This window comes from Streptomyces sp. NPDC023541 (assembly GCF_055559995.1).
In genome coordinates, this window is sequence record NZ_JBVHJO010000010.1 from 32,829 (window position 1) to 46,567 (window position 13,739).

Sequence of the window (13,739 nt, forward strand, 5' to 3'; positions counted from 1 at the left end):
GCTCAGCAGGTACGGCTCAGTAGGTGACGGTGATCCGCCGGGCCGGCCCGTCCACCCGGATCCGCCCGCCCACGGGGATCACGAGCTGCGGGTCGGTGTGGCCGAGGTCCACGTCGAAGACCGCCATGGTGTCGGGGGCGTACTGTCGCAGTGCGCGCAGGACGGCCCCGCGCTGCTCCTCGCGGTACCGCTCCTTCTGCCCGGCATCGAACCGGTTCTCGAACGACCAGCTCTTCGCCCTGCCCATCAGCAGCGCGGGGAACTGCCGCAGCAGGCCGCGCTCGCCCATGTTCCGGAGGATGCGGTAGACCTCCTCCGCGCGCGGCATCTCCTCGGAGGTCTCCAGGAAGAGCACGTCGCCGGCGTACGACTCGGCGGGCAGCACCTCGCGGTCGGCCGCCATCATCCAGGCGAGGATCTCCAGGTTGCCGCCCCAGCCTGCGCCCTCGACCACGCGATCGCCGTTGTGCCAGGTCCAGCCGTAGGAGCGTTCCATCACCGGCTCGGACTCGAAGGTGCTCGGGTCCTCCCAGGGCCGGTTCTCGTCCCCGTACTCGCCCGACCGGTTGAGCTCGTAGGCGCCCGAGGTGAACAGCGCCGCCCGGAGGGAGGCCGCGGTGGCCGGGTGCACCGCGCCGGGTCGGCCGAGCTCGACCATCACCGAGGCGCCGTGGTAGGCGACCATGCCCAGGTTCCGCAGGAACAGCAGGAGGTTGGTGTTGTCGCTGTAGCCGAGGAACGGCTTGGGGTTGGCGCGCAGGAGGTCGGCGTCCAGGTGGGGGAGGACGGTGATCTGGTCGTCGCCGCCGATGCTGGCGATCACCGCCTTGATGTCGGGGTCCGCGAAGGCGGCGTGGACGTCCGCGGCCCGCTCCTCGGGCGTGGCGCCCATCTTCCGCGTCGTCGGGTACTCCACCGGTTCCAGCCCGAAGTCTTCACGGAGCCTGCGCAGCCCCAGTTCGTAGGGGAGGGGGAAGAGGCCCGGCAGCCCGGAGGACGGCGACAGGATCGCGACGCGGTCCCCCGGGCGGGGCTTGGGCGGATACAGGAATTCGATCATGCGGTGATCGTATGAGCCGTTCGGCTGCGCGCCCCGGCAATGGTTCGAGGGTCGCGGCGGCGGTACCGGGAGCGCGCGGCGGGGCACACCGCCGCCGGGCGGGCTCGGCCGCTCAGAGCCCGCAGGCCCCGCCGGCCAGGCGGGACTTTGACGACACGGCCTAGGGGGATTCCGTGGCCTGGGGGCCGCGCAGGCGGACGGCGAGGGCCGCGATGTCGTCGTCGAGGCGGCCCCTGCTGTAGCGGAGGAGGTCGCGGTGGAGTGCCCTGAGCAGTTCGCGGGGCGGTGTGGGGGGCTGCCCGCCCATCCAAGTCGCCAGCGGGAAGAACTCGCCGTCGCGGGCGCGGGCCTCGGCGATCCCGTCGGTGTAGAGCAGCAGCAGGTCGTCGGGGGCGAAGTCGAAAGTGTCGATGCTGTACTCATCGCCGATCAGGTCGGCGAGGCTGAGCAGCGGCGACGGGGCGACCGACTCGAGGGTGCGCAGTCTCCCGCGGTTGAGGAGCAGGGGCGGTGGGTGTCCGCAGTTGAGGATGTCGATACGTCTGCCCTCGTGCGGGATCTGGACGAGCAGCGCGGTGGCGAAACGTTCCATCGGCCCCTCGGGGGGAAAGGCGGCGTTGTAGCGCATGCTGCTCGCGTCCAGTCGGCGTGCGACGTCGACCAAGTCGGTCTCGCCGTAGGCGGCCTCCCGGAAGGAGTTGACGATCGCCGCGGCCGCCCCCACCGCCGGCAGGCCCTTGCCCCGCACGTCGCCGATGAGCAGCCGGACCCCGTACGGCGTGTCGACCACCTCGTAGAAGTCCCCGCCGATGCGTGCCTCCGCGGCGGCCGCGAGGTACAGCGATTCGATCTCGATCCTGCCGAAGCGGCGCGGCATGGGGCTCAGGACCACCTGCTGCGCCGCGTCGGCGACGAGCCGCACCTGGAAGAGCGTGCGCTCCCGCTGGAGCCGGACGTGGCTCCCGTACGCGGCGGCGACGGTGACCGCGATGATCCCGGCGGCCGTCCACCACGTGCCCAGGTCGGGGAAGACGAAGCTGAGGCCGATCATGAGGACGAGGCAGACCGTCCCGAGCAGGACGGTGGGGAGCACCGGCCACATGGCGGCGGCGAGGGCCGGCGCTGCGGGCAGGAGACGGCTGAAGGCCATCTCCGGCGGAGTGTTGTATGCCAGGCTGGCGATGACGACGGTCAGGATGACCGGCGACAGCCGCACGAGTCTTCCCGGGCCGGGGCGCCTACGAAGTCGTGGCCGTCCAGACTCGATCACATTTCACAGGATATCTGTGCAATGGGGGCATAGCGCTCTGGCGTGGCGAGCTTGACAGGGAAATCGAACATCCATTCTGATGAGTTATCCACAGCCGAACCGGTCGTGGAGGCGCATTGTCAGTGGCAGGCATTAGCGTCAATGGCGTGAAGCGATCGACTCAAGCAAACCGGGTGGAACCCATGGCAGGCACCGACCGCGAGAAGGCTCTCGACGCCGCGCTCGCACAGATTGAACGGCAATTCGGCAAGGGTGCGGTCATGCGCCTCGGCGACAAGCCGAACGACCCCATCGAGGTCATCCCCACCGGGTCGACCGCGCTGGACATCGCCCTCGGCGTCGGCGGGCTGCCCCGCGGCCGTGTGATCGAGGTGTACGGTCCGGAGTCCTCCGGTAAGACGACCCTGACCCTGCACGCCGTGGCCAACGCGCAGAAGGCCGGCGGCACCGTCGCCTTCGTGGACGCCGAGCACGCGCTCGACCCCGAGTACGCCAAAGCCCTCGGCGTCGACACCGACAACCTCATCCTCTCGCAGCCGGACACGGGCGAGCAGGCGCTGGAGATCGTGGACATGCTGGTCCGCTCCGGTGCCCTCGACCTGATCGTCATCGACTCCGTGGCGGCCCTCGTGCCGCGCGCGGAGATCGAGGGCGAGATGGGTGACTCGCACGTCGGTCTCCAGGCCCGACTGATGAGCCAGGCGCTCCGGAAGATCACCGGTGCGCTCAACCAGTCCAAGACCACCGCGATCTTCATCAACCAGCTCCGCGAGAAGATCGGTGTGATGTTCGGCTCGCCGGAGACCACCACCGGTGGCCGCGCGCTGAAGTTCTACGCCTCCGTACGTCTCGACATCCGCCGCATCGAGACCCTCAAGGACGGCACGGACGCGGTCGGCAACCGCACCCGCGTCAAGGTCGTCAAGAACAAGGTCGCGCCCCCGTTCAAGCAGGCCGAGTTCGACATCCTCTACGGCCAGGGCATCAGCCGCGAGGGCGGCCTGATCGACATGGGCGTGGAGCACGGCTTCATCCGCAAGGCCGGTGCCTGGTACACGTACGAGGGCGACCAGCTCGGCCAGGGCAAGGAGAACGCCCGCAACTTCCTGAAGGACAACCCGGATCTCGCGAACGAGATCGAGCGGAAGATCAAGGAGAAGCTGGGCGTGGGTGTCCGCAAGGACGCCGCCGAGGACGTGGCCGGTGCCGTTGCCGCCGCACCCGCCGATGCCGCGGCAGTGCCCGCGCCCGCGTCGAAGGCCAAGACGACGGCCAAGGCCGCCGTGGCCAAGAGCTGACCCGTGCGCGAGCAGGAAGGGGGCGGCGGGAGCCGAGGAGGCCGTGAGGGCCGCCAGGAGCTGCCGCCCCAGAGCCCCGAGGAGCAGGCGCGGGCGATCTGCCTGCGCCTGCTCACGGGGAGCCCGCGCACCCGTCGCCAGCTCGCGGACGCCCTGCACAAGCGGGGCATCCCCGACGAGGTCTCGCATGAGGTCCTCTCGCGGTACGAGGAGGTGGGCCTGATCGACGACGCGGCGTTCGCCGGAGCCTGGGTCGAGTCCCGCCACCGTGGCCGCGGCCTGGCCCGCCGGGCGCTCGCCCAGGAGCTGCGGACCAAGGGGGTGCACGCCACCCTCGTGGAGGAGGCCTTGGAGCTGCTGGACTCCGACCAGGAGGAGCAGACCGCCCGCGAGCTCGTGGAGCGCAAGCTCCGCTCCACCCGGGGCCTGGAGCGGGACAAGCGGATCCGGCGCCTGGCCGGGATGCTCGCCCGCAAGGGATACCCGGAGGGCATGGCCCTGCGCGTGGTCCGCCGCGCCCTGGAGGCGGAGGGCGAGGACGCCGACGACCTCGGGTAGCCGGGGGAGTGAGCCGGAGGGCCCGGGGTGGTGGCTGCCCCCGGGCCGGAACGCCGGGCGACTCCGGTGCCAAGGGGTGTGCGCCCAGCAGAGTTGACGCCATGATGCTGCGTTACGCCCTCCAGACCGTCAGGGACCGCAAGGCCGGATTCCTCGGTGCCTTCGTCGCACTGCTGGGGGCGACCGCCCTCGTCACCGCCCGCGGCACACTCCTCGCCATGGACTCGTCCTCGCCTTCACCGCGATCTCGGTGGTCCACCCGCTCGCCCTGTCGACCGCCGAGCGCTTCCGGCAGTGCGCGGTGCTGCGGCCGGCCGGGGCCAAGCGGCGGCAGGTCCTGCGGATGCTCGGGCCGAGGCCCTGGCGGCGCTTCTGAGCGGGATGGTCCTGGGGTCGGGGACCGCCGTGGCCGTACCGACCGCGTTCAGCGTGGGCATGACGGGCTCCGCGGCGCCGACGGTGCTGCCGGTCGCATGCGCGGCTGTGGTGGGATTGGCCGGGCTGGTTGCCCTGGCCGCCACCGCCCTCCCGTGCCGGGTGGCGCTGCGGGCTCGGTGCTCCCGGTGGAGGTCGCCGCGGGGAAAGGGTGAACCAACCCGGGCCGGCGCCCGGAGCCGCACCGCAACGGGGGTGCGGCCCCGGCACGCTCACGGATGCGGTTGCGGCGGCGGCGCCGTGGGTCCGGCACCCGGAACGACGGGGAGGCCGGCTGCCTTCCATGCCTGGAAGCCGCCGGTCAGGTCGGTCGCGCGGTGCAGGCCCAAGGCGTGCAGCGAGGCCGCCGCGAGGCTGGACGCGTAGCCCTCGTTGCAGATCACCACCACGCGGAGGTCGTGGCTCGTGGCCTCGGGGGCGCGGTGGCTGCCCGTCGGATCCAGTCGCCACTCCAGCTCGTTGCGCTCGACCACCAGCGCTCCGGGGATGAGCCCGTCCCGGTCCCGCAGGGTCTGGTAGCGGATGTCCACCAGGAGCGCCCCGGCCGACGCGGCCGCGTACGCCTCCTGTGCCTCGACGCGGGTGTATCCCGCCCGGACGCGCTCCAGCAGCTCGTCGATGCCGACCGGGGCGCTCACTGCCAGTCCGCCGGACGCTCGACGTGTTCCAGGTGCAGTACCGGTCCGCTGCGGCTGTACCGGCGGATCAGCGGCAGCGGCGGGTAGTAGGCGTGTACCGAGACGGCGTGCTCCTCCGGGGACTCGTTGAGGACCTCGTGCACGTGGTGGCGGCCGAAGGCCCGTCCGCCGCCCGCCGCCAGCGTGCGGCTGCGGTCGACGCCGGGGGCCAGCTCCAGCGACCGCCAGCCCTCCGAGGGCAGGCGTACGGCCAGCGAGCGCTCCGTGAGCCGGCCGCGCGCGGTGGCGAACGCGCCGAGCGATTCGGCGTGGTCGTGCCAACCGGTGCCGGTGCCAGGCGGCCAGCCGATCAGCCAGGCCTCGCTGCCGCCGGGCCCGTCGAGGCGGATCCAGGTGCGGCCCTCGGGATCGAGCGGCAGCGAGGCCACGATCTCGGGGTCGGACGCGGTGCGCAGGGCGAAGTCGAGGAGATCGGTTGCGGTGGGGCCCCCGGCGGGTACGGACTCAGGGATGTACGCGGGTGCGGGTGCGGGTGCAGACATGGAAGTGGACCGTTCCTGGGTTCGCGGAAGTGCGCGCAGGCTGGCGGACGGCACGGGGCGCGCGGAGGGAAGGGCGAATCAGCAGGAAGGGCGACACACGCAGCCCGCGTAGCGGAGCAGGTCCATATGGACCCTCCGCCACAGGCGTACGTCGTTGCCGGTCATTTCGCGAGTGAACCACGCGGGCCCGCGCACGGTCAATCGATCACCACGGTCAATCGATCACCACGGTCAGTCGATCACCACGGTCGGCGAAGCGGGAGCCGAAGCCGAAGCCGAAGCCGAAGCCGATGTCGAAGGCGCGGGCACCCGGGACCCGGGCGCACCGGCCCGGACGGCGTCCGCCGCCTCGTACAACTCCGCCGGGCGGACCCCCGCGAAGGTCGCCGCCAGATGTCCGTCCGGCCGCACCAGCAGCACGGTGTGCGCCGGGGCACCCGGGTAGCTGTCCGCGACCAGCAGGTCGGTGCGGACCGGCAGGGCGCTGACCGCCGCAGCCAGGCGGGGCATCAGGCCGGCGCCCAGCCAGTGGCGCCGGTCCCAGACCCCGGTGCCGGGGGCCACGAGGACCACCAGCAGCCGGCCCTGCCCCAGCAGGTCGCGCAGTGGCACGGTCGCCCCGTCGGGCGCGGTGACCGGGACGTTCGCCACCGGACCCCCCGGCTCGGTGGCCGTCGGCACCTCGCGTACGGCGACGGGCGGGGCGTACGCCGGTTGCCCGCCCAGGGGCCCCCGCCCCAGATGGCCGTCGGTGAGCAGGGACTCGGCGGAACGCGAGGCGCCGGGCAGGTAGGTGCGCAGCCCGCCGCCGGACCGCAGAGTCGGCAGCGCCTGGTCGGCCGCGCGCAGCCGGGAGGCCACCGCGGTGCGCCGCTCGTCCTCGTAGCCGTTCAGCAGCGCCTCGGAGGCACCCTGGTGCCAGGCCAGGGAGAGCTTCCACGCCAGGTTCTCGGCGTCACGGAGCCCCTCCTCGACCCCCTGGGTGCCGAGGGCGCCCATCAGGTGTGCGGCGTCCCCGGCCAGGAAGGCCCGCCCGTCGCGCCAGCGCCGGGCCAGCCGGTGGTGCAGCGTGTGCACGCCGGTGTCCAGCAGGTCGTAGGGGGGAGTCGTGCCGCCGCACCACTGCGCGAGGGTGTCGCGGATCAGGGAGACCAGCGCGTCGGGGGTCACCAGATCGCCGCGCGCCGGGAGCAGCCAGTCCAGCCGCCAGACCCCGTCGGCCAGCGGCCGCGAGGTGACCTCCTGCTGCGCGCCGCGGTGCAGCAGGGCCTCACCGGGCCAGGGCAGTTCGGTGCGCAGCGCGGCGACGGCATGGCGCTCGACGGCAGTACGGCCCGGGAAGCGGATGCCGAGCAGCTTGCGCACGGTGGAGCGGGCTCCGTCGCAGCCGACCAGGTAACTCCCGCGCCACCAGGTGGCTTCCGCCCCCTGGGTGTGCGCGGTGACGCCCCGGTCGTCCTGTTCCAGGGAGTCCAGCCTGCTGTCGAAGACCAGCTGGACGAGGGGGTGCGCGGCGGCGGAGTCGCGCAGGGCGCGGGCCAGGGCGTGCTGCGGGACGTGCAGGGGGGCCGGATGGTCCTCGAAGGTCATCCGGTGGGTGTCGCGGCTGCGCCGCATGGTGCGCCAGGCGGTGAAGTACGCCCCCTCGTCGCGCAGGGTCGTCGTGCAGCCCAGCCGGTGCGCCATGGCCGCCGTGTCCGCGTGCAGGACGACCGTACGGGCGGGACGTACCTCCTCCTTGCCGGGCCGTTCGTCGAGCACGACGGAGGGCACGCCCGCGCCTGCGAGGGCGAGGGCCAGGGACAGTCCGACGGGCCCCGCGCCGACGACGATCACCGGGTCCATGGCGCGGCTCCCGATGTCCGGTATGTGATCACAGAACGTATGCAACCCATTGGAGGTGTCTGCGTCAAGTGACACCCGACGGCGCACAGCAGTGTGGTGCGGCGGATGAGCTCCGCCGCACCACACACGCCATGCCGTTGTGCTGAGTGGCTGTCATCCCCCTCCGGCGGCGCCGCCTCGTGCAAGTCGAGGCCTCCAGACCGAAGGCCTCGACTTGTTCTGCCGGGTCAGGGGGCCTTGCCCACGCCCGCCGCGCCGCCCGCGTCGACCTCGGCCACGTCGCCCTCGACCACGGCGCCGGTGCCCTTCTTCGACTGCCGCAGCCGCTTCTCCAGCCAGGAGGCCAGGGTGGTCAGGGCGAAGTTCACAGCGATGTAGATCAGGGCGATCACGACCATGGTCGCGATGGTGTTGCTGTAGTTCGCGGAGATCTGCCGGTTCATCGACATCAGGTCCGCGAAGCCCAGGACGGCGCCACCGAGGGCCGTGTCCTTGAGGATCACCACGAGCTGACTGACCAGCGCGGGCAGCATCGCCGTGACGGCCTGCGGTACCAGGACGTACAGCATGGTCTGACCCTTGCGCATGCCGATCGCCTTGGCCGCGTCCGTTTGGCCGCGGGGCAGCGACAGGATGCCGGCCCGGACAATCTCGGCGATGACCGAGGCGTTGTACAGGACGAGACCGGTGACCACCGCGTAGAGCGGCCGCAGGTCGGAGCTGACGGTCCCGAGCATCACATACAGCGCGGAGCTGAAGATCATCAGGATGAGGACCGGGATGGCGCGGAAGAACTCCACGACCGCGCCGACCGGCACGCGCACCCACGCGTGGTCCGAGAGCCGGGCGATGCCGAGGATCGCGCCCAGCGGCAGGGCGATCACCATGGCGATCAGACCGGCCTTCAGTGTCTCACCGAGGCCGGGCAACAGGAACGTCGTCCAGATCTGGCTGTCGGTGACGAAGGGGGTCCACTTGTCGGCGTCGAGCTGGTTCTTCTCCGCCATACGGGCGAGGATCCACCACAGGGCCAGCCCCACGAGCACCAGAAAGACGCCGGTGTAGATCCAGTTGCGGACCTTGGCCTTGGGGCCGGGGGTGTCGTACAGAACGGAGCTCATCGCTTCACCGCCACTCGCTTGGCCACCCAGCCCAGCAGCAGGCCGGTGGGCAGGGTCAGCAGGACGAAGCCGAGGGCGAAGACCCCGAAGACCGCGAAGAGCGCGTCCGCCTCGTTCTCCAGCATTTCCTTCATCAGCAGGGCCGCTTCTGCCACGCCGATGGTCGCCGCCACGGTGGTGTTCTTGGTGAGGGCGATCAGTACGTTGGCGAGCGGTCCGACGACCGCCCGGAAGGCCTGGGGGAGCACAATCAGGCGAAGCACCTGGTAGAAGCTCAGACCCAGTGCACGGGCCGCCTCGGCCTGGCCGACGGGCACGGTGTTGATGCCGGAGCGCAGGGCCTCGCACACGAAGGTGCCGGTGTAGGCGATCAGGCCGAGGACGGCGAGCCGGAAGCCGGCCTCCTTGGAGGTGTCACCGCCCAGGTTGATGCCGAGGGTCTGGTACAGGCCCAGCGAGCATCCGAGGATCAGCAGGGTCAGCGGCGTGTTGCGTACGGTGTTGACGTACGCGGTGCCGAAGGCCCGCATCAGCGGGACCGGGCTGACCCGCATCCCTGCCAGCAGAATGCCCCAGATCAAGGATCCGATCGCCGAGTAGAGGGTGAGCTGAACCGTCACCCAGAAGGCTCCGAGCACGTCGTACTGCCCGGAAGTAAGAAAGTCGAACACGTTGCCCTGCGCTCTCCCCAGGATGGCCGGTGGGGCGCGCCGCCGCCCACTACGGGCGGGCGGCGGCGCGCCCCACCGATGAATCAGCTGCCTTCGGTGATCTGCGGGGCCGGGTCGGCCTTGTAGCCGGCGGGGCCGAGGTTCGCGTCCACGGCCTTCTGCCAGGAGCCGTCCTCGACCATCTTCTTGAGCGCGGCGTTGACCTTGGTCTGGAGCTCCTTGTCGCCCTTCTTCAGACCGATGCCGTAGGGCTCGTCGCTGAGCTTCAGGCCGGCGAGCTTGAACTTGCCCTTGTTCTTCTCCTGTGCGGCGTAGCCCGCCAGGATCGAACCGTCCGTGGTCACGGCGTCGACGGCCTTGTTCTCCAGGCCCGTCAGGCACTCGGAGTAGCCGGGGTACTCCTGCAGGTCGGCGTCGGGGGCCAGCTTGGTCTTGACGTTCTGCGCGGAGGTGGAACCGGTGACCGAGCAGAGCTTCTTCTTGTTCAGGTCCTCGGCCTTGGTGATCGAGGTGTCGTCGGCGCGGACCAGCAGGTCCTGGTGGGCCAGGAAGTACGGGCCGGCGAAGTCGACCCGCGCCTTGCGCTTGTCGTTGATCGTGTACGTCGCGACGACCAGCTTGACGTCACCGTTCGAAATCATGTTCTCGCGCTCGGCGCTGACGGCCTGCTTGAACTCGATCTGGTCGGGCTGGTAGCCGAGCTCCTTGGCGACGTAGGTCGCGACATCGACGTCGAAGCCCGCGAACTTGCCGTCCGGGGTCTTCAGACCCAGACCGGGCTGGTCGAACTTGATGCCGATGACGATCTTGTCCTTGCCGCCCCCGGTGGTGCCGCCGTCGCTCGCCTTGTCGGCGCCGCCGCCACACGCGGTCGCGGTCAGGGACAGGGCGACGGCGACGGCCGCGGCCGCAGCGGCCTTGGAGATCTTCATGGTGAACTTCCCTCGGATGAGACGTTGTTGGACGACGAGCGACGACGCGTGCGCCGGGCCGCCAGGGGATCACTACCAGACGGAACCGTCAGTGGTGCAGGATCTTCGACAGGAAGTCCTTCGCCCGATCACTGCGCGGGTTGCTGAAGAACTGCTCGGGGGTGGCTTCTTCGACGATCTTTCCGTCGGCCATGAAGACGACCCTGTTCGCCGCGGAGCGGGCGAAGCCCATCTCGTGCGTGACGACCACCATGGTCATCCCCTCACTGGCGAGCTGCTGCATGACCTCCAGCACCTCGTTGATCATCTCCGGGTCGAGCGCCGAGGTGGGCTCGTCGAAGAGCATCACCTTCGGCTCCATCGCCAGCGCCCGGGCGATCGCCACGCGCTGCTGCTGGCCGCCCGAGAGCTGGGCCGGGTACTTGTCGGCCTGCGACCCGACACCGACCCGCTCCAGCAGGGACAGCGCCTTCGCGTGGGCCGCGGCCTGGTCGGTCTTGCGGACCTTGAGCTGGCCCAGCATGACGTTCTGCAGCACCGTCTTGTGCGCGAAGAGGTTGAACGACTGGAACACCATGCCGACGTCGGCCCGCAGACGGGCGAGCTCCTTGCCCTCCGAGGGCAGCTCCTTGCCGTCGAGCGTGATGGTGCCCGAGTCGATGGTCTCCAGGCGGTTGATGGTCCGGCACAGCGTGGACTTGCCCGATCCCGAAGGACCGATCACCACGACTACCTCACCGCGGGCAATGCTCAGATCGATGTCCTGAAGCACGTGCAGCGCGCCGAAGTGCTTGTTGACGTTGCTCAGCACGACCAGGTCGTCCGCGGCACCGGCCGCGTCCTGAACGTCCTTGGTCACTGATACTCCGCTCATCGGCTTCTAGCTCCGTCCTCCTCGGTTGGGAGGACAGTAGTGACGACTCGCGCACAACGTCATCACATCTGAGGGAGAATTGAGCATAACGATCCGGCCTCTTCCGGATACGCTCCGTGCGCGGCACCGGCGTGGTCGATCATGTACTCGTACCGGGTGCATAACGGTAGGCGCGCCGCGGCGGAACGCTCTTGACGTGGGACTCCGCATGGGCGTGGATGCAGGGTGGCCATTCCTGCGGCCGTACGCGCGGCACCGACCGGCCGCGCGGGAGGGTGCGGGCCGTACGAGGCGGACCGCGGCCCGGGCGCGGGCCGCCCGGGAGACCCGAGAGAGAAGAAGGAGAGGGGGACGACATGAGACTGCTGCTCGTCGAGGACGACGATCACGTCGCCGCCGCCCTGTCCGCGATCCTCGCCCGGCACGGCTTCCAGGTCACCCACGCCCGCAGCGGCGAAGAGGCCCTCCAGGCACTGCTGCCCGCCGGCGCCCCGCCCTTCGGCGTGGTCCTGCTCGACCTCGGCCTGCCCGACCAGGACGGCTACGAGGTCTGCGGCCGGATCCGCAAGCGCACCGCCACGCCCGTCATCATGGTCACCGCGCGGGCCGACGTGCGCTCCCGCATCCACGGCCTGAACATGGGCGCCGACGACTACGTCGTCAAGCCCTACGACACCGGCGAGCTCCTCGCCCGCATCCACGCCGTCGCCCGGCGCACCGGGGCCTCCGAGGAGGCCGCCGCCACCGGCACCGGGGCGCCCACCACCGTCCGCCTCGGCCCCGTCAGCATCGAGCTGCCCACCCGCCGGGTCAGCGTCGACGGCACCGACGTACCCCTCACCCGCAAGGAGTTCGACCTGCTGGCCCTGCTCGCGCAGCGGCCCGGCGTCGTCTTCCGCCGCGAGCAGATCATCAGCGAGGTCTGGCGCACCAGCTGGGAGGGGACCGGGCGCACCCTGGAGGTCCACGTCGCCTCGCTGCGCTCCAAGCTGCGCATGCCCGCCCTCATCGAGACCGTCCGCGGGGTGGGCTACCGGCTCGTCGCCCCGGCCGCCCCCTAGGGGCCTCCTGCCGTGCGCGCCCGCCTGCTCCCCCTGCTCGTCATCCTGATGGCGGGCACGCTGCTCGCCCTCGGCTTCCCGCTCGCCGTGAGCCTGGCCGCCGGACAGCAGCAGCGGGTGGTCGTCGACCGCATCGACGACAGCGCCCGCTTCGCCGCCCTGGCCCAGTTCGTCATCGACGCCCGGGGCTCCGGCTCCACCGGAGCCGACGAGCGCGAGCAGACCCTCCAGCACGAACTCGGCCGCTACCACGAGCTGTACGGCATCCGTGTCGGGATCTTCAACCGCGACGACGCCGCCATGGTCCGCTCCCCGGGCTGGTGGCAGCTCCCCGAGGCCGGCGAGGGCCGCCGGGCCTTCGAGGAGGCGCTCGCAGGGCGCCGCAGCCACGACCCGCCCCAGGTGTGGCCCTGGCAGACACACGGCAAGCTGCTCGTCGCCTCCCCGGTCGTCCTCGACGGCGACGTGGTCGCGGTCGTCGCCACCGAATCGCCGACGGACCTCATGCGGGGCCGGATCCTGAGGGGCTGGCTGCTCATCGCGGGCGGCCTCACCGCCGCCATGCTGGTCGCCTTCGGCGCCGCCCTGCGGCTCACCAGCTGGGTGCTCAAGCCCGTACGGACACTTGACACCGCCGCCCACGGCATCGCCACCGGCCGGATGAACTCCCGCGTCGCGGCCGCCAGCGGTCCGCCGGAACTCCAGCGTCTGGCGCACTCGTTCAACGAGATGGCCGACAACGTCGAAGAGGCACTGGAGCAGCAGCGGGCGTTCGTCGCCGACGCCTCGCACCAGCTGCGCAACCCGCTCGCGGCACTGCTCCTGCGCATCGAGCTGCTCGCCCTCGAACTGCCCGAGGGCAACGAGGAGATCGCGTCCGTGCGCACCGAGGGCAAGCGCCTGACGCAGGTCCTCGACGACCTCCTGGACCTGGCGCTGGCCGAGCACGCCTCCGCCGAGATCAGCCTCACCGACATCGGCGCGCTGGCCGCGGAACGGGTCGCCGCGTGGCGGCCGTACGCCGAGGAGAAGGGCGTACGGCTCACCGAGACGGGCCGGACCGCCGTCACCGGCTGGGCCGACCCCATCGCCCTGTCCAGCGCGCTCGACGCAGTCATAGACAACGCCCTCAAGTTCACTCCCGCGGGTGAGGAGGTCGAGGTGTCGGTCTCGGCCGAGGGCCGCACGGTCCGCGTGGTCGTCGCCGACCGCGGCCCCGGCCTCACCGAGGAGGAGCTGCTGCGCGTGGGCGACCGCTTCTGGCGCAGCGGCCGCCACCAGAACGTCAAGGGCTCCGGACTCGGCCTGTCGATCTCCCGGACCCTGCTCGCCGGGGGCGGCGGGACCCTCTCCTACGCGACGAACACGCCGCACGGCCTCCGGGTGACCGTGACCGTCCCGCGCACGAGCCCCGAGGCCCCCTGACCCTGACCG

At 71.2% G+C, this 13,739-nt stretch carries 15 protein-coding genes; 5 read left to right on the top strand and 10 right to left on the bottom strand.

Translation table 11 applies throughout. The features are described 5' to 3' along the window. Positions 1–16: 16 nt before the first annotated feature. Positions 17–1,060: a S66 family peptidase gene (locus ACZ3X1_RS24415; protein ID WP_467280967.1), complete on the bottom strand. Its 1,044-nt coding sequence runs from the start codon at positions 1,058–1,060 to the stop codon at positions 17–19. Between the two features lie 160 nt (positions 1,061–1,220). Continuing rightward, positions 1,221–2,276: a PP2C family protein-serine/threonine phosphatase gene (locus tag ACZ3X1_RS24420; RefSeq protein WP_356810492.1), complete on the bottom strand. Its 1,056-nt coding sequence runs from the start codon at positions 2,274–2,276 to the stop codon at positions 1,221–1,223. 236 nt (positions 2,277–2,512) lie between these two features. Here ACZ3X1_RS24420 and recA point away from each other — a divergent pair, with 236 nt between their 5' ends. The 3 genes from recA (at position 2,513) to ACZ3X1_RS24435 (ending at position 4,562) form a co-directional block, all read left to right on the top strand. Then, positions 2,513–3,628: a recombinase RecA gene (gene recA, locus ACZ3X1_RS24425; protein WP_356810491.1), complete on the top strand. Its 1,116-nt coding sequence runs from the start codon at positions 2,513–2,515 to the stop codon at positions 3,626–3,628. 3 nt (positions 3,629–3,631) lie between these two features. Further along, complete coding sequence (gene recX / locus ACZ3X1_RS24430; RefSeq protein WP_467280968.1) at positions 3,632–4,186, top strand: recombination regulator RecX; 555 nt, start codon at positions 3,632–3,634, stop codon at positions 4,184–4,186. A gap of 250 nt (positions 4,187–4,436) precedes the next feature. After that, entirely contained in the window at positions 4,437–4,562 is a 126-nt protein-coding gene (locus tag ACZ3X1_RS24435) for a hypothetical protein (protein ID WP_467280969.1), read from the top strand. Between the two features lie 271 nt (positions 4,563–4,833). On the opposite strand, the gene ACZ3X1_RS24440 is transcribed toward ACZ3X1_RS24435, so the two are convergent. The 8 genes from ACZ3X1_RS24440 to ACZ3X1_RS24475 form a co-directional block, all read right to left on the bottom strand. Continuing rightward, positions 4,834–5,265: a rhodanese-like domain-containing protein gene (locus ACZ3X1_RS24440; RefSeq protein WP_467281061.1), complete on the bottom strand. Its 432-nt coding sequence runs from the start codon at positions 5,263–5,265 to the stop codon at positions 4,834–4,836. Next, the gene (locus ACZ3X1_RS24445; RefSeq protein ID WP_467280970.1) at positions 5,256–5,801 is read right to left on the bottom strand and encodes a cupin domain-containing protein; all 546 of its coding nucleotides are present in this window, start codon (positions 5,799–5,801) and stop codon (positions 5,256–5,258) included. The genes ACZ3X1_RS24440 and ACZ3X1_RS24445 overlap by 10 nt, the downstream gene beginning before the upstream one ends. A 78-nt stretch (positions 5,802–5,879) precedes the next feature. After that, positions 5,880–5,966: a putative leader peptide gene (locus tag ACZ3X1_RS24450; protein ID WP_311318651.1), complete on the bottom strand. Its 87-nt coding sequence runs from the start codon at positions 5,964–5,966 to the stop codon at positions 5,880–5,882. Positions 5,967–6,032: 66 nt separating this feature from the next. Beyond that, positions 6,033–7,646, bottom strand: a complete 1,614-nt coding sequence (locus tag ACZ3X1_RS24455; protein WP_467280971.1) for an FAD-dependent monooxygenase — start codon at positions 7,644–7,646, stop codon at positions 6,033–6,035. Positions 7,647–7,873: 227 nt separating this feature from the next. Beyond that, positions 7,874–8,767, bottom strand: coding sequence for an amino acid ABC transporter permease (locus ACZ3X1_RS24460; protein ID WP_356810485.1), 894 nt, complete (start codon positions 8,765–8,767; stop codon positions 7,874–7,876). Further along, on the bottom strand, positions 8,764–9,438 hold the full coding sequence (locus ACZ3X1_RS24465) for an amino acid ABC transporter permease (protein WP_356810484.1): 675 nt from the start codon (positions 9,436–9,438) through the stop codon (positions 8,764–8,766). The genes ACZ3X1_RS24460 and ACZ3X1_RS24465 overlap by 4 nt, the downstream gene beginning before the upstream one ends. Before the next feature lie 83 nt (positions 9,439–9,521). Next, positions 9,522–10,370 (bottom strand): glutamate ABC transporter substrate-binding protein, encoded by an 849-nt coding sequence (locus ACZ3X1_RS24470; RefSeq protein ID WP_467280972.1) that lies wholly within the window; start codon positions 10,368–10,370, stop codon positions 9,522–9,524. Positions 10,371–10,458: 88 nt separating this feature from the next. Beyond that, positions 10,459–11,244: an amino acid ABC transporter ATP-binding protein gene (locus tag ACZ3X1_RS24475; protein ID WP_356810482.1), complete on the bottom strand. Its 786-nt coding sequence runs from the start codon at positions 11,242–11,244 to the stop codon at positions 10,459–10,461. Between the two features lie 356 nt (positions 11,245–11,600). Between ACZ3X1_RS24475 and ACZ3X1_RS24480 the strand changes: the two genes are divergently transcribed. Both ACZ3X1_RS24480 and ACZ3X1_RS24485 read left to right on the top strand, forming a co-directional pair. After that, entirely contained in the window at positions 11,601–12,305 is a 705-nt protein-coding gene (locus ACZ3X1_RS24480; RefSeq protein WP_467280973.1) for a response regulator transcription factor, read from the top strand. A 12-nt stretch (positions 12,306–12,317) separates the two neighbouring features. Beyond that, positions 12,318–13,730, top strand: coding sequence for a sensor histidine kinase (locus ACZ3X1_RS24485; protein ID WP_467280974.1), 1,413 nt, complete (start codon positions 12,318–12,320; stop codon positions 13,728–13,730). Positions 13,731–13,739: the final 9 nt, after the last annotated feature.